This window comes from Enterococcus sp. 7E2_DIV0204 (assembly GCF_002140855.1).
GTDB classification, from domain to species: Bacteria; Bacillota; Bacilli; order Lactobacillales; family Enterococcaceae; genus Enterococcus_L; species Enterococcus_L lemimoniae.
In genome coordinates this window covers 2,464,937-2,488,553 of the sequence record NZ_NGKY01000001.1, presented here as the reverse complement: position 1 = coordinate 2,488,553, position 23,617 = coordinate 2,464,937, and the positions used below count along the sequence as shown (strand labels likewise).

Below are 23,617 nucleotides of genomic sequence, written 5' to 3'. Positions count from 1 at the left end.
CACTGGTATGCTACAAGCTCTTTTTATTCACCAATACTCAAAATCGTTCGAATATCGTCTTCCGTCATTTTGGCTAATTGCTCCTCATTTCCTTGAATTACTTTTTGGAATAACTCACGCTTTTCTTGTTGTAAGGAATCCATTTTTTCTTCAACAGTTCCTTCAGCAATCATGCGCCAGACTTCAACAACATTCTTTTGCCCGATTCGATGGGCGCGTCCAGCCGCTTGTTCTTCTACTGCTGGATTCCACCATAAATCGTAAAGAATCACGGTATCAGCACCCGTTAAGTTTAATCCTGTGCCCCCAGCTTTCAATGAAATCAAGAAGACATCTTTTTCACCTGCATTGAATGCGTCCGCCATTGCCATCCGTTCTTTTGGTTTTGTACTGCCTCGTAGATAAAAGGTCGTTAAACCTAATTCAGTTAATTCTTCTTCGATAATCGACAACATACTTGTAAACTGTGAAAAAAGTAATACTCGTCGATTATTTTCTTTAGCCGCTACTAGTAAGTCTTTAACTTGCTCTAGTTTTCCAGAGCCACCTGTATAATCATCAATGAATAAACTAGGATCACAACAAATTTGGCGCAGACGAGTCAAACCAGCTAAAATGCTCAAACGATTTTTCTTGAAGGAATCTTGGTCCATTTGACTGACATCTTCTTGCATTTGTTTCAGATAAGCCAGGTAAACTGTCTTTTGTTCTTCTGTCAGAACACTGTACAAATTACTTTCAATTTTATCAGGCAAGTCGGCCAGTACCGTTTTCTTATCTCTTCTTAAAATAAACGGTTGGATCATTTTGGCGATTTCTTCTGGTTTCATCGATCTAAACAAGGTTTTAGATGGAAATAATCCTGGCAAGATCATTTGGAAAATCGACCATAATTCATCGATATTATTTTCGATTGGTGTCCCACTTAAGGCAAAGCGTTGAAGAACGGTCAAGCTTTTTAGTGCTTGTGCTGTTTTTGTCGCACTATTTTTTACCATTTGAGCTTCATCTAAAATCAAGTAACCCAAATTTAAAGCTTGATACATCTCGATATCTTGTCTTAAACTAGCGTACGAAGTAATCACAATGTCTAAGCCCGTTTGGTTGGCTAGCCACTCACGTTCTGATTTATTTCCAGCAACAACTTCGGCTTGTAATGCTGGCGCAAATTTTTTGATTTCCGCTGCCCAGTTATAAATCAAACTAGCAGGTGCCACAATCAGCGCGGCCCCTTTTTGTTTTTGTTCCTCTTTTTCAGACAATAAATAGGTGATCGTTTGTAAAGTCTTCCCCAGCCCCATTTCATCCGCTAAAATACCGCCAAATTGATAATAGCTAAGCATTTTTAACCATTTGAATCCATCTATTTGATAAGTTCTAAGCGTCGCTTGAATATTTTCAGGCAATGTTGCTGCAAACTCTTCGGGATGAGTCAAATTTGAAACCATTTCTTTAAAAGAATCTGAAAAATGCGCACGACTATTGTTTTCCAACATATTTTCGATCATCAGTCCTTGGTTTCGTGGTACTTGGATCGTTCCTTGAACGTTTTTCATATTCTGCCTCAACATGGTTAAGACTTCACTAGTTTGTTGAAATTCTTCCGAATCTAATGATAAGACTTCTCCGGTTTCCAACGTATAAAAACGATCATTACGTAATAAGCTGGCCAGTACCGCATCGATTTCTTGTTCAGCGATACCTGTGACATCAAAACGAACATCTAGCCAAGAATCTGAATCAGACACTTCAATCAATGGTTGATGATGGGCGGCATCTAAATACAGTTCTCGTAGTTTTTTGCCCATTCGAACTTCTCCCAAACGTCGAAAAGTCGGTACTTCTGCTTTGAAAAAGTAGTACAATCGTTCACCGGCTGGTAATGCTTTTTCATAGCCATCTACTGTTTTTTGATAACCAAAAGCTGCTAATTGCTCTAAAATTTCTTGTTCTTTCTTACTGTCGCGCACGACCTCCTGATTATCATCTGATGCAACTGAATGTTCTTTATCAGTTGAAAAGACGACTGCTCCATAGGTAAAATCTGCCCGTACTTTGATCATTCCTTTGATTTTACGGAAAATGAAAATCGTTTCTAAAGGATGATAAACCACTTCTTTTGCCACCACATCACTAACAGAAACTGTTCCAATTTTTTTCAGCAAAGGAATGACTGAACCAAATAAATCAGATAATTCATTTTTTTCATAAAGAATCTCTGGTTTTTCCACACGCTTTAATAATTGCAGTAATGTCGTATAAATTGCTTCTTGCTCTTGCGTAAAAATAAAAACTTGCTCTTGACTAAAGCCCCATTGATAATGGGCTAAAAAGGTAGTCAACTGGTCATCGATCGTTAGTCGATAATGGTTATCTTCTAGCTTATTCAGACTAAAGTAAATCGGTAAAGCTCCTTTTACAAAGGACAAATGTCGATATTTTTTACCTTCATCATTTAATTGAAAATGAGGGGTTTTACTCATTTTTTCAAGTAGTGTTTGACCTTGATCGATTGGTAAAACGAGATATCGCTTATCGATCTTCCCTTTAACTTGAAGTCCATTGGCACCTAATAATTGACTTGTTTGATAAATCGCTGCTAATTGCTCTAACAACTCCTGATTTCCAATTGGAAAAGCTTCTTTCTTTAAATCAAAATGATGTTGTTTATTGATCAAAAAAGTGCCTTCTTTTTGAAAAGTTTGGAAAAATTCACCGATATTTTTAATAATATAGGTTTTCGGTTTAACGCCTTGGTAACCAAGTCGTAATGAAATCCCTAAAACGGCCAATTCAGGATAATAACTATTTGTTTCAATTACATCAACGATATACTCAACAGTCAATGGTGTAATAGTCGTTTTTTCCTCTAACTGATTTAGTTTGGCGAAACCTTTCGTAAACATTTCTGAGATTGATAAAGTCCGTTTTTCAAATGTAACAGGTTGATCTGCCTTTATGATTCGAGCAGTTCCTTTTTGACGTAAATATAATTCGACGGCAACTGTATGTTTGCAATAACCATGATCCTTCCAATAAGGACATTCACAAATATCATTTTCTTTGGCTGTACCGTCTAATTGCACTCGATATAGTTCATTGCCTAAGACTTCTGCATGCCATATTTTACGTTCAGAGTCTTGAACAACTGACAGGACTCTGCCTTCTTTCATATATTCTCGACCTCGTTCAACAATTCGCTCTGGAATACTCCACTTCATGTTCTCACCTCCTAGGCTCTTTAAGCCGTTTGATAGGTCACTTGACTTTGACCGTTTCCACTTGTTCTGATTTGTAACTGTTGTGGAATTCTCGCTTTTAATTCACTTACATGACTAATAATACCGATCATTCTTCCTTCGTTTTCGATTGTTTCCAATGCCTCCATCGCCATTTCCAAGGCTTCTTCATCTAAAGAGCCAAACCCTTCATCAATGAAGAGCGCTTCGATTAAAACACCACCAGCTTGCTCTTGAATTACTTCTGCAAGAGATAAGGCTAATGCTAGGGCTGCAATAAAGCTTTCCCCACCTGACAAAGTATGAGCGCTACGTGCATTCCCTGCATTATCGTCATACACATTGATTTCAAGCCCCGTTTGATTTTTAAAACTCCCAGAATCCTGATTCAATTCAAATTGATAACGATTTTTCGTCAATAAGCCTAAACGCTGATTTGCAACTTTTAAAACTTCTTCCAAATAGGTCTGTAGCACGTATCTTTCAAGACTAGTTTTTCTGGGATTATCCCCATTGACAGTGGTTGCCAATTGATGCAAAGCTGTCACTGATTCCCATTGCTGTTCGATTGAAGCGATCAATTCTTTAACTTGTTTTTGAATTTTTTCGTTTGCTTGGATTTTTTCTTGTTGTTGATAATAATTAGCTTCTTTCGTTTGAAGCGAGATTGTTAATGCTTCAATTTCCTCTAGCAAACTTGTTAGCTCTGGTTTCGCTTTATTTGCCAATTTATTTTCTAGTTCTATCAATTGAAATGTCAGCTGATCCTTTTTTTTATCAAATGCAGTTAGTTCTTCTTTGATAGCTTCTAATTTAGGGACTTCTCTCAATAAAACTCGTACAACTTTCTCGTCTAAATCAAAGCTTGACTCTTTTAACGCTTTAGTCAACTGTTGCTCTAATGATATTTTTTCAGCTAGGTTTGTCGCTTGCTCTTTTTCTAGGTGTTCTTCACTATTTTTTAGTAATAATCGACGCTCTTTTGCGTTTGCTAGTTGAGCTTCAATTTCTTGTTTTTGTTGTTCCCACTGTGCAACTTGTTGTTCAAGTTGCTCTTGTTTTTCTGTTATTTCAGCTAAGGAAAGTGTTTCATCGTTCAATTGTTCTGAGATTGTTTTTAGTTTTGTTTGATTGGTTGCTTGCTCTTGCTGTTTTTCAATAACGATTTTTTCTTGTTCATGAACTTTTTGTTCTTGCTCTTTAACTGTTTTTTCTATCTCAATAATGCTAGCTTCAGCAGTTTTGATTTGTTCTAATTCAAATTTGAGTTGGTCAGCTCTACTGTTTAAATCAGTGGTCACTTGGTCGATTTCTTCTGAATTTAACGGTGCCTGTAACGTAATGACTTGTTTTTCTTGTAGTTTTTCAAATAATGAACTAACCTTGCTCTTTTGTTGAGTTAATTCCTTTTGTAATTCTTGTTCAGCAAGCTTCATTTGAGTCGCTTGAGTTTCTAATTTAGCAACAGTCGCTGCTTGTTTTTGAGCAGTCTGTTCAATTACATCGAGTTGATGTTCAATCGATTGAATTTCCTCTAATGTAAACTCTTGATGTTCTTTTTGACTTGGATGTTCCATGGAGCCACAGACTGGGCAAGGCTCTCCATCTACTAAAAATAAACTTAAACGGCTAATTTGCATCTTAGCCCACTGACTTTTTTGTTGCGCAACTTGATGGTAGATCGCCTCTTTTTCAAGCACCGCTTCTTTTAGTTCTGCTTCCTTTGCGGTTAATTGCTCTATAGTGGTGCTCGTTTTTGCTTCAAGTTGTTGCTGTTTTTCCCAACTCTCCAAAAAAATCAACCACTGATCCTGTTGTCGCTCCAGTTCCAATTGATTTTTTTCAATTTGTGCTTTTCCTTCGATAACTGCAAGTTCCTTTTGATAGGTTTGCTCAGCGCTCTCTTGGATTTTCTTGATTGCTGTAAGCTGAGTTGCTAATATGTCCAACTCAGAACGAACTTTTTCAATCTTGCTTGCTACTTTTTCCTTTTCCTCATATAAAGGAAGTTGAAATTTCAGCTTGGTTACTTGTTCTTTTAAAGCATTCATTTCAGTAGCTTGATTAAGATTTTCTTCTTGCCTTTGTTCCCATTGCCCGATCAATTGCAACTGTGTTGCTTGCTCAGTCTGATTCGTTTTCAGTTCTTGATCATAGTTTGAAATCATCTTGGCTTTTTCATCGATTTTTTCAATCATGCTTTGATGCTTTTGCACCCATTGAAGTTGTTGCTCTTCTGAGCGTAGCTTTTCAATCATAATGGCCGCTTGATCCAGCTCTTCTTTTTGTTTTTTTAGTTGGCTTTGCTTTGTAAATTCATTAGCTAGTTCTTCTAAAGCAAACTTTTCTTGTTCTTTTTGCTGTTTTTGTTTTTGCAAACTGGATAACGCAGTTTTTTCAGTTTCCTGTAGCTTGGTTAGTGTTGCTTGTTGCTGAGCTAATGCGGTTAATTGTTGTTCTACCGTCAATTCTTCCGACAATGGCTCTTGCCAATATAATTGATCCAATTTTGCTTGGATCGTCTGCTGTGTTCCCTCAATGTCTTTATTAACTGCCTTTAGTTGTAGCTTTAGCTGTTCATTTAAGGTCTGATACAATTGCGTGCCAAACAAGTTACGCAAAACTTTCTCTTTATCATTACTATTGGCAATCAAAAAGGTGCGGAATTCTCCTTGTGGTAAAAGAACGATCTGCGCAAATTGAGTCGCATCTAAATGTAGAAGCTCTTGGATAAAATTATCAACTTCTCGTCTTTTCGTGTACTCTCTCAGCTCTTTGCCAGCATGATCTTTAACGATCAATGAAATCTTTGCGCTTTGAGTCCTAGTACCGTCACCGCGTTTTTTATACAGCTCTTGTTCTGGCTTTCTCGTGATATCATAAAAATAATCGCCATGAGAAAAAGCCAAATGAACTTCTGTCGGCTCCGATGGATCAGCAAACGTTGAACGCATTTCTTTTCCTTGCCGTAATTTCCCTGAGCTTTCGCCAAATAAAGCATAGCTCATCCCATCAAAGATCGTAGTTTTACCAGAACCTGTTTTTCCACTGATTAAAAATAAAGATGAATCTTCAAATTTAGTAAAATCGATTGTTTCATCAATATAAGGTCCAAAGTTTTTCAATGTTAGTGCTAATGGTTTCAACTTATTTCCCTCTTTCTGCTTGATGAATATCTGCTAGATTTTCTTTGATCCATACCTGTTGTTGTGCCGTCAATTCCTCTCCCGTTACTTCTGAAAAGAATTGGTCAACTAACTCTGTTGGCGCCAAGGTTTTGATCTCTTTTTTGGCTTGATTGCTTTTTTGTTGCTCTTCTCTTCCAAATAGACGCTCAACACCGATCACTCGCGGATAAACTTGCCGTAGCTGATTCATCATATTTGGAATCACAGCTCGATCTGTTAATTGAATATGTAAATAATTTTCACGATTGATCGCTTCATAAATTTCTGGTGTCGTCAGCTCTTTAAAACTACCTTCTATTTGCAACACATCTCTCAGTGGTGTAATCTCTTTAAACTCAAATGTTGTTTCATTTACTTGAGTATCAACGATCCAAACCCCTTTTTTCTGGTTCATTTCTGACAAAGAAAATTTTAGTGGGGATCCACTATAACGAGCATTTTCAGCTTGCAACGCATTTTTCCCATGCAAATGGCCTAATGCGACATAATCAAATGATTCTAATAATGACAATGGGACTGTATCTAAACCACCAACCATCAGTTTGGTCTCTGAATCAGACTTTTCACTGCCAGCGACAAAAAAATGACTAACCAAAACATGGGCCATATTAGGCTTGAATTGTTTTTCCATTGCTGCAATGACTTCCTTCATTGCTTGTTCAATCGTCCGAATCTCTTCATTATCAAAGTACAAACGAGCTGAAATTGGTTCAAAATATGGCAATAAGAAAAATTGTGTATTCGCCAGTTCCACTGGCTGAAACGCTTGATCTAAGCGAGTGTTCAAGTGGAAATCCGATTGAATAAACCATGGTCCTCCCGTCTCTAAACGAGTGCTACTATCATGATTTCCAGAAATTGCCAACACAGGAAATTTTTCCTGCAAGTTCATTTCTACGATCATCCGATTAAAGACCTCGATTGCTTCTACTGAAGGAACTGAACGATCATACAAATCGCCCGCAACAACGATTGCCTCCACTTTTTCCTCTTTAGCAATCATTAAAATTTGCTTGAATGCATCGGTCTGCTCTTCTAATAAATCATAGCCATGTAATTTTTTACCAATATGCCAATCTGCTGTATGTAAAAAACGCATTTTCCCACCACCTAAAAAAGTCCTTCTTACTATTATACCAAATTTATGGAGAAATTTATTGTTCAAATGTATCCTATTTTAATTACTGTAAAAAAATTAGGTCTTAACGGGTCTAAATTTGATTAATTTGAAACTTGATTAACGATCGAGCTAATCAAAAAAACGAACCAAAACTATGCTTGTTTTGATTCGTTATGTTCTATTCTTGTACTTCGTATTTAAAATCAGGATCGATTTCTTTGTCTAGAGTATCAAAAGAAGCCTGCATTCTACGTTCAACTTCTGCAATCCCCTCTTTATCCATCTTAGCAATATCACTTACATCGATCGGCTCACCAAAACGAACGGTCACACGACGACGTTTAAATAAATCTTTCAATTTTAATGGTCCTTGATATACTGCAGGAACAATTGGCACCTTCGCCATTTTGGCAATCAAGGCAACGCCGCCTTTTAACTCAGACGAATGACGTGTTCCACTTGGAAACATCACTAAACTTAAATCAGTATTTTTTAAGCTTTTCACAGGTGTTTTGATGGCACTTGGACCTGGTTTTTCCCGATCTACTGGGAAAGCATTCGCATGTTTTAAAATAAAACTTAAAAATGGATTCTTAAATAATTCTTTTTTCGCCATAAAACTAAACTTTTTTGGTGATCCGCCAACCGCTAAATATAACGGCTCCCACCAGGTTCTATGAGGAGCAACTAAAATAAAATTTTCATTTTGAGGAATACGGTCTTTCTTTTCATAGTGTGCATTGCCGTTGATAATCAATAAAACAACCCGGACAACGCCACGCATAAACGTAAAAAACATAGTCTTCTTCCTTTCTTTTCACTAGCTATAAGTATGCCGAAAACTGTTGCTTTTGACAAGTCTTTTTCATAGGTTTCTTCTGTATCTTAATCGTAGTATAATATAAGGATATCTTATGTTCCATTAAAGAGTGTTATGAAAAACTGGAGGTGCCACCTATGATCGAATTTAAACCACTCGCTATTACGGAAAACGAAGCTTGCCTGATTGATTTACTTTCTGAAAATCAAGTAGAAGTCAAAAAAGTTCCTGTCGAAGAAAATAGAGTATTTTCCCTAGCACTTTATGATGGTAATCAATATATCGGTGGCATTACAGCGAATAAATGGATGAATGCTACCCATATCTCACTACTAGCACTCAGCAAATCATACCGTCATCAAGGCTATGGTACACAGTTACTAAAAAAAGCCGAAACTTTTGCTAAACAAGAAGGCGCAGCGCTTATCACAATCAATACTCAAGATTATCAAGCAAAAACATTCTATGAAAAACAGGGCTATCACGTTTTTGGACAACTAGCTGATACGCCTTTTGTTGGAACCACAAAATATTATTTAGTTAAGCAAATTTAACACAAGAAAAATTAAAGGAATGAATCATACATGTTATTACCAGGCGAACGAATCGATCAACTATTTGCAGATGATATTCAAATCATTCAAAGCAAAGAAGTTTTCTCTTTTTCCATTGATGCTGTCTTACTAGCAAATTTCCCAGCATATCCTAAAAATGGCAATATTGTAGATCTCTGTGCTGGAAATGGAGCCGTTGGTTTATTTGCTAGTCGCAAAACCAATGCAAAAATTACGCAAATCGAGTTGCAGGAGCGTCTAGCGGATATGGGTCAAAGAAGTATTCAACTAAATCAATTGGAAGAGCAACTGTCGATGGTTGAACTGGATTTAAAACAAGCAACTACCTTAATTAAACCAGACTCAGTTGATTTAGTTTTGTGTAATCCACCATATTTCAAAGAGCTGCCTACTAGTCAAAAAAATCCGAATCCTCATTTAGCAATCGCTCGTCATGAGATTCATACTACATTAACCGAAGTCGTTGAAGTCTCTGCAAAACTGCTAAAAACAAATGGCCGTTTAGCAATGGTTCATCGTCCTGATCGCTTTTTAGACATTTTACACGCAATGGAATCTGCCCATATTGCACCCAAACGAGTTCGTTTTGTCTATCCTAAAGTCGGTAAAGAAGCAAATACCTTATTGATTGAAGGAATCAAACAAGGGAAAAAAGACGGCTTTCGGGTTTTACCACCCTTGTTCACGTATGATGAACAAAATAACTACTCACCAGAAATGAAGGCGATGTTGTATGGAAACTGATCATTATTTTTATGTACTGCACTGCAAAGATGATACTTTTTATGGTGGCTACACAACTGATCCCGCGCGACGATTGCAAGAACATAATAGTGGTACAGGGGCAAAATACACACGGCTTTCCTCCCGCTTACCTGCTAAAATGATCCATGTCGAAAAATTCACTAGCCGTAGTGATGCGACTAAAGCAGAATATGCTTTTAAAAAATTAACAAGAAAGCATAAAATTGCTTATTTAAGAGAGAAAGGAGTAAAAAAATGGCCTTAATCATTCGACCATTCAACAATAATGATGCGACTAAAATTTCCCTACTCTTAAAAAGAAACTTCTTAGAAATAAACAGCAACGACTATCCACTTGTCCAGATGCACAAATTAGCTGCTGAATACACGCCAGAAAAAATTTCTACTCAAGCAATATTTGGTCATACTTATGTAGCTGAAATAAATGGTACTCTAGTCGGTACAGAAACGATTTGTCCATTTTGGAATAGTCAAACGGAAAGTATTATTTTGAGTCTGTTTGTTCAACCAGAATTCCATGGACAAGGGATTGGTTCAGTTATTATGAAGTACCTTGAACAAGATGAATTTTATCTTAGAGCGCATCGCATCGAAGTTCCTGCATCTAGAACTGCCAAAGAATTTTATCTACATTTAGGGTATCAGCTAAAACATGCTGAAGGCATTGAAGATGAGAACGGCTATATTCGGATGGAAAAGCGACGTTAAAAAACCCTCCGTCATTCATTCAACGGAGGATTTTATAGCGCATCTATCTAAGCTCTTGTTTAACTTTATAAAGTAAGAATAGCAGAAATACAATATTAACAAATAAAAATGGTACCATAAAATCTTGTAGTAGTAAACTTGCCACGATCCAAGCTACAAAATACAAGACACTTTTACTAATAAACGGAAGATAGTTATGCTCTCGTTTACTATAAACAACCATATTCACAATGCTTCCACCTAAGAAACATACCAAACTTGCTGCCAAACATAAAATAAAGAATAGCGGTTGAATTTCGCCATTTACATAATTTTCATATAAAACGATCGACAGCCCCAAACCAACAAAAACAAAATAATGAGAATGGATCAATACTAAGCCAGCTGTCGACTTTTTCCGGTCAATCCCTGATTTGTATACAGCATTATAAAAGAGAAACATCACCACAACTAACAGAAAGAACAAAACACTACCAAAGCTTATCTTATTAAAGGCAAACATACTCGCTACAGCAATCACTGCTTCACCAAATAATAATAACGTAAATAAACTATAACGTTCCGTCAAATGACTAAAATTCGTGGGAAAATCTTCTAACGCTTTTTTCATTACAATTGGGAAAAAGGCTGTAATAAAAATTGAAAAAGCATATACGGTAAAGCGAATTGCATAGGTCCCCCAAGGTAAAATGGTAATAAAACCGATCAACCCACTTGCACATAAAATAATTGCCAGCTGATAACATAATTTTTTGACCACAAGATCTTCTGTACTTCTCATTTTTAAATAATACTGTAATGCAATGCTAAAAAATAAGATCGATGTAGCTCCGGCAAAAGTAAAATGGGTCTTTTCAAAATCCACATTGATTGATTGAGCCAAAACCATTACCCAGAACATATCAAAAAATAAAAACAATGCATTGGTCTTATTTTTGATAGAAAAACGATTAGCAAAAACGGTTTGATAGGTCCAAATTGTCCAAAATACCAGCGTCAACATTAAAAATTCACCTAGGCTTTGGAAAGATAACACTTGATTTGCATCAACAAACAAGATTGCTGCAATACGACTAATGGCATAAGCAAAATCAAATCATAAAACAGTTCGAATTCGGAAACCTCTTTTTTTAATACCTGCATTCGATCACGTCCATTCTGATTGATAGTTATCATCGTTTATTTTTATTATAATCGCGTTGGTCTAGTTAATACAAAAATAGTGACTTTTTGTCGTCAAAAAAAAGAGCCCTGAAACAAGACTTATCATCAGTTTTGTTTCAGGGCTCTAAATCCGAAAAAGGGGAGAAAAAACGACATTGCTATTCTATTATTTCTGCACCTAAGGTTTGTCTAAAATGGTTCAAAGCCCATTCGTGACCTACTGGATCAAAACTTGCAACCGAATGTTTATGGATCACGATTTTATACCCTAAATTGTACGCATCCACAGCGGTGTGCAATACACAAATATCTGTACAAACACCCACTAAATGAACTTCTGAAATACCTCTTTCTCGTAAACGAATATCTAGATCAGTTCCACTGAAAGCTGAATAGTAGCGTTTATCGATCCAATAAACATTAGCATTTTCACGACTTTTTTCATAGACTTCTGCAAGTTTCCCATACAGATTTCGACCAGAACTATTCGCAAGATTATGAGGTGGAAACAAAGCATTTTCTGGATGATACGGGTCATTTTGGTCGTGCCTATCAATCGCATAAACAACGAAATCTTTATTTTGAGTAAACGCTTTTGTCACCGCTACGATTGCTTCTTCAATCGCTTGTCCGGCAACTCCCGTGGTCAAAGCGCCTTTTGTCGCAACAAAATCATTCGTATAATCAATCGAAATCAATGCCTTCATTCTAAGACCTCCAATTAATAGAATCGACTAAACAAGATGTTCTACAAAATTAATCACCATTTGAGCTGACTTTTCCCCTGCTTCTTCAATAAATTCATCAAATGTTTGTGACGCTTCATGGTCAGCTGTGTCACTGATTGCTCTAACAACTAAAAATGGAATATTGAATTGTGCCGCTGCTTGAGCGATCGCTGCACCTTCCATTTCACAAGCTAATGCTTCAGGAAATTCGTTGATGATCTCTTTGACCTTTTCTTTGTCATTCACAAATGAATCCCCAGTTACGATCAATCCATGACGGATCGACATACCTGTCTTTTCAGCCGCTTTTTTCATTTCTAATTTTAAATAATCGCTTGATTCGTAATATAACGGCATACCTGGTAATTGACCTAGTTTATAGCCAAATCCTGTGACATCTACATCAAAATAAGCTAATTTATCGGCAATCACGACATCACCTACAGCTAAACCTTGACCGATACCGCCAGCAGACCCTGTGTTGATCACCATGTTCACACCATACTGATGAATCAATAATGTTGTTGTCACAGCTGATAACACTTTTCCAATACCTGAACGGACAACGATCACTTCATGACGACCTAAAGAACCTGAAACGAATACTGCACCAGCTCTTTCCCAAGAACGCATATCAGATAAGCTCTCTTTTAAAATTTTTACTTCTTGATCCATAGCGCCGATAATTCCAATTTTCATAGTGACATCCTCTTTTCTATAAATTCAATACTATAAATAGTACAATAGCCAACAAAATTGCCACAACAATAATCGCTTTGGTCAGCGTATTACTACGTTCGCGAATTTTTGTTTGCTCATTTGAGCGTGATTTGGTTATTTCTTTTTGCTTCTTGTGTTCTTTTCGATAAAAATTCGAGATTTCCTTTTCTTTTTTACGATACTCTTTATCCGCTTCTTTTTGTTCCTGCTCAAATATTCGTTGTGCGGCCTTTTCTTCTTCTTCTTTTCGTTTCCGTAATTCTGTCCGAGTGACCAGCGGACCTTTACTCATCGTTTATCCTCCTTCAGCAGCTCTTTTAATTGTTGCAGTTCCCAATACTGTACAGCAAATATCGTTTTTGCATCGCAAATCAAGCCACTGGCGATTTCTGCTTTTGCTTCATCCAGTGTTAGTGTATATAATTCTAAAACTTCATCATCATCTTGAAGACGAGGATTAGGCACTTTTTCTAAGTCTTCTGCATAATAAATATGAAGGAGTTCATCAGCGAACCCAGGCGAAACGTACATCGACGTTACAAAGGTAAATTTATTAGCCCGATAACCAGTTTCTTCTTCTAATTCCCGTTCTGCTGTTACTTTTGGGTGATGTTGTTCACCAGGATCGATTTTTCCAGCAGGAATCTCCAAAAGAATTTTTTCCATCGGTTTTCTAAATTGTTTGACCATGATCATTTTATGATCGGCTGTAATCGGAATGACTGCAACCGCTCCTGGATGGAAAACCAATTCACGAGTACCAGTTTCTCCATTTGGTAAGCGGACTTCGTCTAAAACAACGTCAATGATCTTACCTTTAAATATTTCTTTTCTAGAAATCGTCTTTTCTTCAAACTCTTCAAAGTTCATCATGCAGTTCACCAATCTTTCTACGGATATATCATACCCTAATTTTGAAATTTTATCACTTATCGGTCTTTTTGTGAATCCTTTATAGATTCTATCGAGGTATTTTTTGAGTTTATTTAATCAATTTAAGAAAAATAGAGAGGAATAAAACTAAGAATCTAGTTTTATCGCTCTCTAAAGATCTTGATCTTCAATCATTTTATTATTTTTCTAATTCGGCTAGAGAGTTCATGATTTTAATTAAATCAGATTCATTATCACTTTTCTTACTATCTAATGTCCAACTGATACATTGTAAATAATGATCTTTCCCTTCCATTAAATCATAGATATAATAAACCTCGACACCATCTTTACTCGCAGTAAACTTACGACGTTCACCTTTTAGTTCATGGTATTTAATCTCTTCTTTTTTTTCATCTTTGATCTCACCTAAATCAGATAGATCAACAGAACTCTTGAAAGCATCAAAGTTGGCAAAATCCTTTTTAGCTTCACTCAATACCATATAGTATTCTTCATTCACCGCATTTTTCAAACTAACATCGGCATTATCACTTAACTCTTTTGCCTCAACAGTTTGCCAGCCATCCGTCAATTCTATTTTAAAATTACCATTTTTAGTCTTGACTACCTCTATCTTGCCCTTAGCCTCTTTTGATAAATCTTGGGTTGTTTCAGTAGCTGTTTTATTCTCATCAACAGTATCGCTTGTTTTTGTTTTATCGCGTGGTTCATAGAATACTTCATCGTCACTATATGAGCTTGATTCCTCAACGCTAGAACTAGTTTGATCCCGATAAGCATCGAAATCTTCTTCTTCTTCAACTTTACGTCCAGAACAGCCTGTGACCAACAAGCCAACCAACAGTAGTGTCATGATTTTTATTTTCTTCACAATGTTTCTCCTTTTATCCAGATCGTTACCTTTCATTATACCTCACGTTTTTAATTTTTTCTCTTTTTTCTTTTGACTTTTTTGTGAACAATTTAGTTCATTCTACATCTAAAGTAGGAAAAAACACGATTTTGCCTTGTCATTTCTTACATTTTCTCTAAATATCAAAATCAACCTTTGGACTGATATTCTTTCTATATCAGAATGTGCTAAAATAACTTATGTAGCGAAGGTTAACCACTTTCGATGGAATGAATGATTGGAGGGAATTTAAATGAGAAATAGAAACATGTTCATAATAATTGCAGGTTTATTTTTAGTAGGTTTAATTTTGCGCCTTGTCACTGGTATCCATACACCAGTTATTGCTGTGGCTCTTTTGATCCTATTGATTTTATTTTTTGTCGGATCAAAGAAAAAGCCTGGAAAAACAGAAGATCCACTGCCTAACCTTACGAAAACTAAAGAAGAGCATTATGCCAGTTTAGGAATGACCGATCAGGAAATCGATTTTTTCCGTGATACAATGAACATTACCAAGAAACAAATCGTTCAGCTACAAGAGAATATGAATGCCTCTACTAAATTAAGAGCGATCGACTTACGCAATGATACATTAAGAGTTTCAAAAGCATTGTTTAAAGAATTAGTGAAAGAACCAAAAAAATTGCATTTAGCGAATCACTTTCTTTACACTCACCTACCTAACTTAGTTGATTTAACAAGCAAATACTTGGAAATCGATGATCATGAGATCAAAAATAAACAAACTTATGAAAAGTTAGAGGAAAGTGCACAAATCATCGATCAAGTCTCTAAATTGATCAAAAAAGACTATGAACAGTTTGTAGCAGAGGATTTAGAAGACTTAGATGTTGAGATTTCTGTTGCTAAAAATAGCTTAAAAAGAGATAATGAAGGTAACAATCATCAAGAATAATCGTTTTGTTTCACTTTTGCTTTGAAACATGCCAAGAAATACAATAACGTTATGAGCTGATATTGATTGCTCCTGCGATTACTCGCCGTACGAAAAGACTTGGTACAAGGTCAAGATGACTGAAAAGAACGTTGTTGCCGGATGTTACCTAGCTTCACGGGCTAACTCTTCGGGAAAAAGATAAAAATAGTTTGTGGCAAAAAGCACCACAATCGATTTTTCCTATTTTCCTGTCAGAGTTGAACGAGCCCGCTACGCTTTTAAATTTAGGAGGACTCAGAATGGAAAATGACCCAAAAAATGTAACACCAGTGAATGATACACTGGATGATTTATTAAATAATCCCTTTTCAACCCCTGTTGACTCATTGACTACGACTCAACAGAGTGAAATTTCTGCATTACAAGATCAACAAGTTGCTGAACGTTTAGTTGATAAACTACCTGCTGATAGACAAGCTCAAGCAAGAGAGCTTGCTTCAAAAATCGATGTTCAAGATTCGCAAGCAGTTATCACGTATGGATCAGCCGCACAAACAAAGCTAAGTGAATTTTCACAATCAATGTTAAATCATGTACAAGCACAAGATATCGGACCTGTCGGTGATTCATTGACTGATTTGATGTATCGTTTAAGCGAAGCAAACCCTGATCAGCTTAGAGCTGGTGAAGGAAATTTCTTTTCAAAAATGCTTGGAAAAGTTAAACAATCTGTTTTTGAAATCACTGCAAAATACCAAAAAATCGGTGCTCAAATCGATAAAATTTCAATCAAGTTAGATCATGAAAAAAATGGTCTTTTAAAAGACAACTTAATGTTGGATCAATTATATAATAAAAACAAAGACTATTTTGATGCGTTGAATATTTATATTGCTGCTGGAGAATTGAAGATGGAAGAATTACAAACCACCATTATTCCCGAAGCCATGAAAAAAGCTGAAGTCTCAGGCGATCAGATGGATGTTCAAATTGCGAATGACTACACCCAATTTTTAGATCGTTTAGATAAACGAACACACGACTTACGCTTGGCACGTCAAATCACAATCCAACAAGCACCACAAATTCGTTTGATCCAAAATACAAACCAAGCATTGGCAGAAAAAATCCAAGCGTCAATCAATACTGCCATCCCACTGTGGAAAAACCAAGTGGTCATCGCTTTAACACTCTTACGTCAAAAAGATGCTGTTACAGCACAACGCCAAGTTTCTGAAACAACCAATGACCTATTGAAGAAAAATTCTGAAATGCTTAAAATCTCTGCCATCGAAACTGCTAAAGAAAATGAGCGTGGTATCGTTGACATTGATACATTACAAAAAACACAAAATGATTTAGTTGAAACAATTCAAGAAACCCTAAGAATTCAGCAAGAAGGTAAAGAAAAACGCCGAGCAGCTGAAATTGAATTAGGACATATGGAAGAAGATTTGAAGAGTAAATTATTAGAATTAACTCAATAACGATAAACATAAGCGTGAGACAAAACTTATCTTTAGTTTTGCCTCACGCTTATGTTTTTAGACTAATTCATGATAAGATGTGCGAATTTTTTCAAATAATTTTGTATATGGTTTTAATCCAGTGTACTGTTCAATCGCTTGATCCAATCCCTGCTCTTTAATCGCCTCTTGCAATGCGCATGCTTCGGCATCTGTTGGCTCTTCAAATTTCATTGCTGCCGCAATCGCAATCGCCAACGCTTTTGGTGTTTCATTAAAGGCTTCCACAAATTGTCTCGCCGGTTGAATAAACCGATCATTTTCGCCAATTTTCCTAATTGGAGAGCGGCCGACGCGAGTTACATAATCTGAAACATAGGGATTTTTAAAACGTTCAATAATTTTATCGATATACGCTTGGTGCTCTTGGTGGGAAAATTGAAATTTTTTTTCTAATAACGCCCCCGTCTCCTCCAAAGCACTACGTACGATAAAGAGCACTTTTTCATTATGGATCGCATCTTCAATTGATTCTATATCTCGCATATGCCCAAAGTAGGCTGTCACAGCATGACCTGTATTAACGGTAAATAGTTTCCGCTCAATATAAGGCGTTAGATCTGGCACATAGTTTAATCCGGCGATTTTTGGTGCATGACTTTTATTCATAGGCGCTTCTACTACCCATTCATAAAATGGCTCTACCGTTACAGTTAAAGGATTTTTATGATGCTGGTTTGGTACGATCCGATCTACCGCAGAATTAGGAAATGCAACAAATTCATTCGCATATTCTTTAGCCTCAGTAGATAAAAGTGGCCACACGGCTGATCGAAGAATTTCAGAACCCCCAATCATATTTTCACAAGCAATCACAGTCAAATAGTGTTGCTCATTTTTTCTTAGCTCGATCCCTTTGGCAATGATTTCTGCCAATTTTGGTAAAATTGTTGGCCCGACCGCAGTTGTTATTATCTCAGCTTTGCTAATATAAGTCGCTAACTCTTCAGTTTCAGTTATACTATTAACGGCCTTGATTCCTTGAACAGTAAACTGCTCTTGTTCCTCATTCGCCAAAATAACCTCATATTCTCCTTGCTCATTGATTTGAGCTACGATTGTTTCATTCACATCAGCAAATACCAGTTTATAACCTGCTTGAACCAACAACCACCCAATAAATCCTCGCCCAATATTACCAGCACCAAAATGAACAGCTAATTTTGTCATGCGATCACCTCTTCTTTAAACAGATCGATAATTTCTGCTTTGGTCCCAGCGGCAATCAATTGATGTACGTTCTCCATCTCGGCACAAACTAATGCAATACTAGATAAAAGCGCTAAGTGTTCATCACCTAAGCCTGCGATTCCAATAATCAATCGCACTTGATTTCCGTCAAAATCCACACCTTCCGGCACTTGTAAAACAACGATCCCAGATTGCTTGATCAACGATTTTGAATCGTCGGTTCCATGAGGGATTGCTACCATATTGCCGATATAAGTAGTTGTTAGACGATCGCGTTCAATCATCTTTTCAACATAATCAACCGATACATATCCCTGATTCGATAATTGTTTTCCTGCTGCTTGGATAGCTTCGTTTTTATTTGAAAAATGTTGTTGTAATAATATATCGTCTTTTTTTAATGTCATCATATTATTTTTTCCTCATTTCTAAATAAGATAATAATTTTTGAACAAAATAGGATGTGATTTCTTCGTTCGCTCCATGTTCCAAAAGTTGGATCATTTGTTGATCGTCTACAAATAAGGTGCTGATATAGCTGATCACTTTTAAGCCTTCTTGTGAAAATTTCTCAGGAACTAAAAGTAAAACGATTCGATCAACAGGTATTCTTGTATGATCCATTGTTTTAATGAGAATAGACTGCTCTAATGAAAACAATTGAAAAAATGGTTCTTTGATTGATTCATTGCGAGCGTGGAACAGTCCAATTTTTGTATCTGGAATGCCAAAAGCTTTCCAATTCCCATCATGTAAAAAAGTACTGACTAATGACTCTACATCTAATCCTGGCACTTTTTCTAACAATTGCGTACAAATAACTCGAACCGTATCTTCCATCGTTCTTACATTTTCATTTAACTTAGAATAGTTAAAGTTCTTTAAAATTGCTAAAACGATTGATGTGAACATTTTCTGCTGTTCTAAAAAATGAGTGGCTTCCAGCAAGGTTAGCTGCACTGCTTGCTCTTCTTGGGCAATTTTTTTATGATACCCACTGTGTAAACTTTTCAAAAAAACACTGATTTGTGAAAGTTCTCTTTCCGTCAAAATAGGTGAAACTAAAAAATAATCAAAATCTACCTGACCTAGATCGATCGTAGAAATAATGACAGTGTATTTACCTTCAGCTTTCCTTTTCCCTAACTCAAATAAAGAGACTGTTTCTAATTTTTTTAATTGAGGAATTCGTTGCCGTAATCGAGTAACAAGCATCCTAGAGGTGCCAATGCCACTAGCGCACACAACCAACCCAGAAAAACTGTTTTCACTTTCTAATTGCAACAACACTGCCCCAAAATGTAATACTAAATACCCGATTTCTTCATCTGGTACACTCTTGTCTTGATAGACTTGATCAAATGCTCGTCTGACTACTTTAAACAAAGCTTCATAGTCTTGCTTGATTGATTGAATCAAGGGATTGTAAATACGCATACCTTGTTTTAATCGTCTTAATGTTGGCCGTAAATGAGCGATCAATCCTTTTGTTAAAAGCTCTTTTGGTAATTTTTGACCTAATTCTGCTTCAACGTTTGCAATTAATTTTTTGACGAACATCATGATTTCCAGTTCTTCATTTTCCAAGAAATATACTGTACTTTCAGTGCTTTTAACCCCTCTCAGATGCGTCGTAACATAGGCCGCTTCACCATCTGGTACGAATTCTGCTTCCATATCCAAAATATTAGCTAACATGTTTTTGGCTACTGTAAACTCGGGGTATTGTGTCATTTTTTCACCAGTGCCATTGGGTTGGATAAAATTACCTGCGATCATTCGTTCAACTGAAATCGAAATATGCACGATCAAATTCGCATAAGCTTCATCATTGATTCCCTCTATATTGTTATTGCGCCAGCTTTTAACACTGCGCTCCACTTTTTTTAATAACGTTTCACTAACTAAATCGAGTAAACGATCTTCCACCCATTCATTCGTGGTATGATCTCGAGATTTTTCTTGGAAAAATTTTAGTAAACGATAATCTGGAAATTGCTGCCCAAAAAGCTCGCTCATCAACTGTCTTTTTTGCACTTCATTCGCTTTTAGAGAGACACCAAATCCTCTTCTTCTTTCAATTTTGACTGTATTTGGTAATCGTTCTTCAATTTTAGTTAGATCATTACTAATTGTTGAAATCGTAACACTTAAATCATTGGCTAGTCCGACTAATTTTACTGACTCTTCTTTTAAAAGAACTTTAAGAATTTTCTGTTGGCGTTCTTCTGGACTATAATCGTTATAAGATAAATCCATCAATTGCCAACGGAAGCGTTGCTTATCAGAATCAAGACCTATTAAGGATAAAATTCCATGCTCTTTTGCTAACGTAAGTTGGTAAGAAGTCAGTGTACTTTCGACTTCCTTTAAATCACGTCGAATGGTTCGGTGACTAACACTTAGATCTTCTGCTAGTTCGTTGATTGAAACAGAACGATTACTTGTTAACAGCTGTTCCATGATTAGTCGAGCTCGTGCTGAAAGATACATGGAATTCTCCTCTCTAACTCTTTTAGTTGTTAAACAGATGTTTTAACAACTAATAATTTTTCAACTAATTCATCATAGCGATCACTGCTTAAGAAATTATCAACAGACACATGATACGCCTTAGGCAATTTTTCCTTTGCTCGCGAAGTTAAGTCCTTATGGGTTACAACAATATCCGCATCTTCAGGTAATTGTGCGATAGCAGAGTTAATCACCTCGATTGATAACCCAGCTTTTTTCACTTTGTTTCGTAAAACAGACGCGCCCATCGCACTTGACCCCATGCCTGCATCACAAGCAAAAATAATTTTTTTCGTATGCACAAGCGTTTCAACAGTATCACTGATTTTTTCAGCAGACGAAAAGCTACTTTGAACTTCTGGTACTATTATCTTACGACCTTTTAAAGCACTTGCCTTTTCAGAAGCATCTTCAATCGTAGTATCCGTTGCTTTTGATGTTTTCAAGACAACGGAAGAAATCGCAAACGAGACGATCGTCGCCACTATAATTCCTGCTAATACACCTATATAACCATCACGAGGTGTCATTGCTAAAATTGCAAAGATGCTACCAGGTGAAGCTGGAGCTACTAATCCAGCATTAAATAATGAAAACGTCATTACACCTGCCATTCCACCACCGACTGCTGAAAGAATCAAAATAGGTTTCATCAAAATATATGGAAAATATATTTCATGAATACCACCTAAAAAATGAATAATAATCGCGCCAGGTGCCGTTTGTTTAGCGCTACCTCGACCAAAGATCGTATAGGCCAACAAAATACCTAATCCTGGTCCAGGATTTGATTCTAATAAAAATAACACTGAGCGCCCTGTTTCGGCTGCTTGTTCAATAGCAATTGGACTGATTACACCATGATTAATGGCATTATTTAAAAAGAGCACTTTAGCTGGCTCAACGAAAATACTTGCTAATGGCAACAATGAGTTTTCAACTAAGAAACCCACTCCAGTTGCCAAGAAATTATTCAATACTTCAACTGCAGGACCTACAATCAAAAATGCAATAATGGCTAAAATAGAGGACATAATCCCTGATGAAAAGTTATTGACCAGCATTTCAAAACCTGGTTTGATTTTACCATCGACAAGTTCATCAAATTTTTTAATACAATATGCACCAGCAGGCCCTACGATCATCGCTCCTAAGAACATAGGAATCTCTGCACCTGTAATCACGCCCATTGTAACCATTGCACCAACGACTCCACCGCGAATATCATAAACCAAGCGCCCACCTGTAAAACCTATCAAGATCGGCAATAAATAGGTGATCGTCGGCCCTGTTATTTCATTTAATTGTTCATTTGGAAACCAACCTGTTGGAATAAATAAAGCGGTCAAGATTCCCCAAGCAATAAATGCCCCGATATTGGGCATGATCATTCCACTAAGAAAACTGCCGAATTGTTGAACTTTCACTTTTAAATTACCTTGTGTTTGTTCCATTTTTTTCCTCCTTCTTCTTATAACAAGAAAAATGTTGAGTCATCGATCTGCGCAGATCTTCTCAGACAACCCTTCGTTGTCTTTTACATTGTAAACGCTCACTAAAGATGATTCAAGAAGATGAAAATTCGGTTTTGTCCAAAGGCGTTGGACAAAACTTGAACAAGATATCTTGCTCATGAATTGAATGAGTTTAAACTTTTTAAAGACAACAAAAAAGTCGACCAAAACGAAACATCCGTTTTGATTGACTCTTTAAATCCGAATTATCCTTTCAATGCTCTATTCCTGTTAACTAAAATAAATTTGACTATGCAATGCGCAGTTGGGGTTAAATAAGTGCCCACAATTTACACATTTAGCATGTGTTTTATATTCCATTGCACTTAGTTCCGTACGGCAAGAACCACAAAGAACGATTTTTTCATTTGAAACTGGCCAAGCAGAGAAAAGATGATCTTCTTGCTCATCATGGCACTGAAAACAAGCGTAATACTTTTTACAAGAATAACATTTATTCGCCACTATATCGACTGATGAACTATAGTGAACACACCGTCCTTCATGATCGATCGTCGCTCCATATAGTTTCACTATACTAGTTTCTCCTTTGATCGAACGATTTTGATATTCTTTGTGCTATAAAAGCAGTCAAAAATGCTTTGATCGTATCTCCAGGAATAAACGCTAGATTTGCCATCAAACTTTTAGACAAACTCATATCAGATAAAATACTCATCCCGACTGCTCCACAAAAATCAATAAACAATGCACCAAAAAGGAGGGTAATTCCAAATCCCCAGAAAATATTTTGATTATAAGGATTGACCCTTTCACTAGCCCAGCCTATCAAAAAAGTCGCAAATGGATAAGCAAAAAGGTAGCCTGCTGTGATACCGAGAAAAACAGCGATTCCCCCTCTTCCTCCAGCTAAAATAGGAAAACCAATCGCAACAAGTAGTAAAAACAGTAAGGTTGCAATCGTTCCATTTTTCTTACCGAGTAGCAATCCACTTAACATAAAGCCAGCATTTTGGATCACGATCGGTACTGGTAATAAACCAAGCGGTATCGGTGGGAAAAATCCTAAAACAATAATAATGCTGATCATAATAGCAATTCTCGTGATATCTTTTGTTTTCATTTGTTCTCTCCAAACGTAAAATAATATTTTGTCTTTCTAAAATACTATTTAAAAGCACAAATGTCAACCTT

23 protein-coding genes are annotated in these 23,617 nt (G+C 36.5%); 6 read left to right on the top strand and 17 right to left on the bottom strand.

Going from position 1 to position 23,617, the window contains the following annotated elements; genetic code table 11:
• Nucleotides 1–23: 23 nt before the first annotated feature.
• The 4 genes from A5819_RS11560 to A5819_RS11545 all read right to left on the bottom strand — a co-directional run bounded on the left by A5819_RS11560 (nt 24) and on the right by A5819_RS11545 (nt 8,346).
• Nucleotides 24–3,221, bottom strand: coding sequence for a DEAD/DEAH box helicase (locus A5819_RS11560; protein WP_086278931.1), 3,198 nt, complete (start codon nt 3,219–3,221; stop codon nt 24–26).
• 20 nt (nt 3,222–3,241) lie between these two features.
• Nucleotides 3,242–6,385: an AAA family ATPase gene (locus tag A5819_RS11555; RefSeq protein ID WP_086278930.1), complete on the bottom strand. Its 3,144-nt coding sequence runs from the start codon at nt 6,383–6,385 to the stop codon at nt 3,242–3,244.
• A gap of 1 nt (nt 6,386) precedes the next feature.
• Nucleotides 6,387–7,526, bottom strand: coding sequence for an exonuclease SbcCD subunit D (locus tag A5819_RS11550; protein WP_086278929.1), 1,140 nt, complete (start codon nt 7,524–7,526; stop codon nt 6,387–6,389).
• Nucleotides 7,527–7,725: 199 nt separating this feature from the next.
• Nucleotides 7,726–8,346 carry a 1-acyl-sn-glycerol-3-phosphate acyltransferase gene (locus A5819_RS11545; protein ID WP_086278928.1) on the bottom strand — a complete coding sequence of 207 codons (621 nt, stop codon included), beginning with the start codon at nt 8,344–8,346 and terminating at the stop codon, nt 7,726–7,728.
• A 158-nt stretch (nt 8,347–8,504) separates the two neighbouring features.
• On the opposite strand from A5819_RS11545, the gene A5819_RS11540 reads away from it, so the two are divergent.
• The 4 genes from A5819_RS11540 to A5819_RS11525 are packed head-to-tail and all read left to right on the top strand — an operon-like array spanning nt 8,505 to nt 10,415.
• Nucleotides 8,505–8,921: a GNAT family N-acetyltransferase gene (locus A5819_RS11540; protein WP_086278927.1), complete on the top strand. Its 417-nt coding sequence runs from the start codon at nt 8,505–8,507 to the stop codon at nt 8,919–8,921.
• Nucleotides 8,922–8,951: 30 nt separating this feature from the next.
• A complete protein-coding gene (locus A5819_RS11535) occupies nt 8,952–9,686 on the top strand; it encodes a tRNA1(Val) (adenine(37)-N6)-methyltransferase (protein ID WP_086278926.1) in 735 nt (244 codons plus the stop codon).
• Complete coding sequence (locus A5819_RS11530) at nt 9,676–9,951, top strand: GIY-YIG nuclease family protein (protein ID WP_086278925.1); 276 nt, start codon at nt 9,676–9,678, stop codon at nt 9,949–9,951. Before A5819_RS11535 ends, A5819_RS11530 begins: the two co-directional genes overlap by 11 nt.
• Nucleotides 9,942–10,415, top strand: coding sequence for a GNAT family N-acetyltransferase (locus tag A5819_RS11525; RefSeq protein ID WP_086278924.1), 474 nt, complete (start codon nt 9,942–9,944; stop codon nt 10,413–10,415). The genes A5819_RS11530 and A5819_RS11525 overlap by 10 nt, the downstream gene beginning before the upstream one ends.
• Nucleotides 10,416–10,458: 43 nt before the next feature.
• On the opposite strand, the gene A5819_RS11520 is transcribed toward A5819_RS11525, so the two are convergent.
• The 7 genes from A5819_RS11520 to A5819_RS11495 form a co-directional block, all read right to left on the bottom strand.
• Nucleotides 10,459–11,451 (bottom strand): low temperature requirement protein A, encoded by a 993-nt coding sequence (locus A5819_RS11520; RefSeq protein ID WP_254907310.1) that lies wholly within the window; start codon nt 11,449–11,451, stop codon nt 10,459–10,461.
• Nucleotides 11,430–11,558, bottom strand: coding sequence for a hypothetical protein (locus A5819_RS19840; protein WP_254907320.1), 129 nt, complete (start codon nt 11,556–11,558; stop codon nt 11,430–11,432). The genes A5819_RS11520 and A5819_RS19840 overlap by 22 nt, the downstream gene beginning before the upstream one ends.
• A 179-nt stretch (nt 11,559–11,737) precedes the next feature.
• A complete protein-coding gene (locus A5819_RS11515) occupies nt 11,738–12,286 on the bottom strand; it encodes a cysteine hydrolase family protein (protein ID WP_086278923.1) in 549 nt (182 codons plus the stop codon).
• A 27-nt stretch (nt 12,287–12,313) separates the two neighbouring features.
• Nucleotides 12,314–13,006, bottom strand: a complete 693-nt coding sequence (locus A5819_RS11510; RefSeq protein WP_086278922.1) for a 5'-methylthioadenosine/adenosylhomocysteine nucleosidase — start codon at nt 13,004–13,006, stop codon at nt 12,314–12,316.
• A gap of 16 nt (nt 13,007–13,022) precedes the next feature.
• A complete protein-coding gene (gene macP, locus A5819_RS11505) occupies nt 13,023–13,319 on the bottom strand; it encodes a cell wall synthase accessory phosphoprotein MacP (RefSeq protein ID WP_086278921.1) in 297 nt (98 codons plus the stop codon).
• Nucleotides 13,316–13,900: an NUDIX hydrolase gene (locus A5819_RS11500; protein WP_086278920.1), complete on the bottom strand. Its 585-nt coding sequence runs from the start codon at nt 13,898–13,900 to the stop codon at nt 13,316–13,318. The genes macP and A5819_RS11500 overlap by 4 nt, the downstream gene beginning before the upstream one ends.
• Nucleotides 13,901–14,099: 199 nt before the next feature.
• Nucleotides 14,100–14,795 carry a hypothetical protein gene (locus A5819_RS11495; protein ID WP_086278919.1) on the bottom strand — a complete coding sequence of 232 codons (696 nt, stop codon included), beginning with the start codon at nt 14,793–14,795 and terminating at the stop codon, nt 14,100–14,102.
• Nucleotides 14,796–15,069: 274 nt separating this feature from the next.
• Between A5819_RS11495 and A5819_RS11490 the strand changes: the two genes are divergently transcribed.
• The gene (locus tag A5819_RS11490; RefSeq protein ID WP_176271417.1) at nt 15,070–15,735 is read left to right on the top strand and encodes a 5-bromo-4-chloroindolyl phosphate hydrolysis family protein; all 666 of its coding nucleotides are present in this window, start codon (nt 15,070–15,072) and stop codon (nt 15,733–15,735) included.
• A gap of 281 nt (nt 15,736–16,016) precedes the next feature.
• Entirely contained in the window at nt 16,017–17,204 is a 1,188-nt protein-coding gene (locus A5819_RS11485) for a toxic anion resistance protein (protein ID WP_086278918.1), read from the top strand.
• 57 nt (nt 17,205–17,261) lie between these two features.
• Here the strand turns inward: A5819_RS11485 and A5819_RS11480 are convergent, their stop codons facing one another.
• From A5819_RS11480 to A5819_RS11455, 6 genes are all read right to left on the bottom strand, one after another.
• Nucleotides 17,262–18,413, bottom strand: coding sequence for a mannitol-1-phosphate 5-dehydrogenase (locus tag A5819_RS11480; RefSeq protein WP_086278917.1), 1,152 nt, complete (start codon nt 18,411–18,413; stop codon nt 17,262–17,264).
• The gene (locus A5819_RS11475; RefSeq protein WP_086278916.1) at nt 18,410–18,844 is read right to left on the bottom strand and encodes a PTS sugar transporter subunit IIA; all 435 of its coding nucleotides are present in this window, start codon (nt 18,842–18,844) and stop codon (nt 18,410–18,412) included. Before A5819_RS11475 ends, A5819_RS11480 begins: the two co-directional genes overlap by 4 nt.
• Before the next feature lies 1 nt (nt 18,845).
• On the bottom strand, nt 18,846–20,927 hold the full coding sequence (locus A5819_RS11470; protein WP_086278915.1) for a BglG family transcription antiterminator: 2,082 nt from the start codon (nt 20,925–20,927) through the stop codon (nt 18,846–18,848).
• 29 nt (nt 20,928–20,956) lie between these two features.
• Nucleotides 20,957–22,402 (bottom strand): PTS mannitol transporter subunit IICB, encoded by a 1,446-nt coding sequence (locus tag A5819_RS11465; protein WP_086278914.1) that lies wholly within the window; start codon nt 22,400–22,402, stop codon nt 20,957–20,959.
• Between the two features lie 291 nt (nt 22,403–22,693).
• Nucleotides 22,694–22,999, bottom strand: coding sequence for a CHY zinc finger protein (locus tag A5819_RS11460; protein WP_086444108.1), 306 nt, complete (start codon nt 22,997–22,999; stop codon nt 22,694–22,696).
• 1 nt (nt 23,000) lies between these two features.
• A complete protein-coding gene (locus tag A5819_RS11455) occupies nt 23,001–23,546 on the bottom strand; it encodes a biotin transporter BioY (protein WP_086278912.1) in 546 nt (181 codons plus the stop codon).
• Nucleotides 23,547–23,617 lie beyond the last annotated feature (71 nt).

Coding starts and splice junctions, on each gene's coding strand:
- A5819_RS11475 (WP_086278916.1), bottom strand. CDS start 18,844: ATGATGACATTAAAAAAAGACGATATATTATTACAACAACATTTTTCA.
- A5819_RS11510 (WP_086278922.1), bottom strand. CDS start 13,006: ATGAAAATTGGAATTATCGGCGCTATGGATCAAGAAGTAAAAATTTTA.
- A5819_RS11545 (WP_086278928.1), bottom strand. CDS start 8,346: ATGTTTTTTACGTTTATGCGTGGCGTTGTCCGGGTTGTTTTATTGATT.
- macP (WP_086278921.1), bottom strand. CDS start 13,319: ATGAGTAAAGGTCCGCTGGTCACTCGGACAGAATTACGGAAACGAAAA.
- A5819_RS11490 (WP_176271417.1), top strand. CDS start 15,070: ATGAGAAATAGAAACATGTTCATAATAATTGCAGGTTTATTTTTAGTA.
- A5819_RS11515 (WP_086278923.1), bottom strand. CDS start 12,286: ATGAAGGCATTGATTTCGATTGATTATACGAATGATTTTGTTGCGACA.
- A5819_RS11470 (WP_086278915.1), bottom strand. CDS start 20,927: ATGTATCTTTCAGCACGAGCTCGACTAATCATGGAACAGCTGTTAACA.
- A5819_RS11550 (WP_086278929.1), bottom strand. CDS start 7,526: ATGCGTTTTTTACATACAGCAGATTGGCATATTGGTAAAAAATTACAT.
- A5819_RS11530 (WP_086278925.1), top strand. CDS start 9,676: ATGGAAACTGATCATTATTTTTATGTACTGCACTGCAAAGATGATACT.
- A5819_RS11485 (WP_086278918.1), top strand. CDS start 16,017: ATGGAAAATGACCCAAAAAATGTAACACCAGTGAATGATACACTGGAT.
- A5819_RS11455 (WP_086278912.1), bottom strand. CDS start 23,546: ATGAAAACAAAAGATATCACGAGAATTGCTATTATGATCAGCATTATT.
- A5819_RS11525 (WP_086278924.1), top strand. CDS start 9,942: ATGGCCTTAATCATTCGACCATTCAACAATAATGATGCGACTAAAATT.
- A5819_RS19840 (WP_254907320.1), bottom strand. CDS start 11,558: ATGCAGGTATTAAAAAAAGAGGTTTCCGAATTCGAACTGTTTTATGAT.
- A5819_RS11465 (WP_086278914.1), bottom strand. CDS start 22,402: ATGGAACAAACACAAGGTAATTTAAAAGTGAAAGTTCAACAATTCGGC.
- A5819_RS11540 (WP_086278927.1), top strand. CDS start 8,505: ATGATCGAATTTAAACCACTCGCTATTACGGAAAACGAAGCTTGCCTG.
- A5819_RS11560 (WP_086278931.1), bottom strand. CDS start 3,221: ATGAAGTGGAGTATTCCAGAGCGAATTGTTGAACGAGGTCGAGAATAT.
- A5819_RS11535 (WP_086278926.1), top strand. CDS start 8,952: ATGTTATTACCAGGCGAACGAATCGATCAACTATTTGCAGATGATATT.
- A5819_RS11480 (WP_086278917.1), bottom strand. CDS start 18,413: ATGACAAAATTAGCTGTTCATTTTGGTGCTGGTAATATTGGGCGAGGA.
- A5819_RS11500 (WP_086278920.1), bottom strand. CDS start 13,900: ATGATGAACTTTGAAGAGTTTGAAGAAAAGACGATTTCTAGAAAAGAA.